Origin of the sequence: Flavobacterium jejuense (assembly GCF_006491595.2) — a bacterium.
GTDB classification, from domain to species: Bacteria; Bacteroidota; Bacteroidia; order Flavobacteriales; family Flavobacteriaceae; genus Flavobacterium; species Flavobacterium jejuense.
The window spans coordinates 1-213 of sequence record NZ_VEVQ02000072.1; the positions used below are offsets into that span (position 1 = coordinate 1).

A 213-nucleotide genomic window follows, 5' to 3' on the forward strand; every position below is an offset into this window, starting at 1 on the left:
ATTGCAGATGGAGGCCTAACTGGCGTAAGTATTGCATCAAATGGGACTATTAGTGTTCCAGCAGGTACACCAGCAGGCACTTACAATGTTACTTACCAAATTTGTGAGAACCTAAGCCCAACTAATTGCGATACAGCAATCGCTACAATAGTAGTTGATGCAGCTGTTATCGATGCAGTAGACGATGCTACTCCAGCAGATTTATCAAGTGTA

Annotated in this window: 1 protein-coding gene; it reads left to right on the top strand. The window is 42.7% G+C overall.

Going from position 1 to position 213, the window contains the following annotated elements; translation table 11 throughout:
* The coding region (locus FIA58_RS21890) for a hypothetical protein (protein WP_165928980.1) at positions 1–213 on the top strand (213 nt) is incomplete at both ends.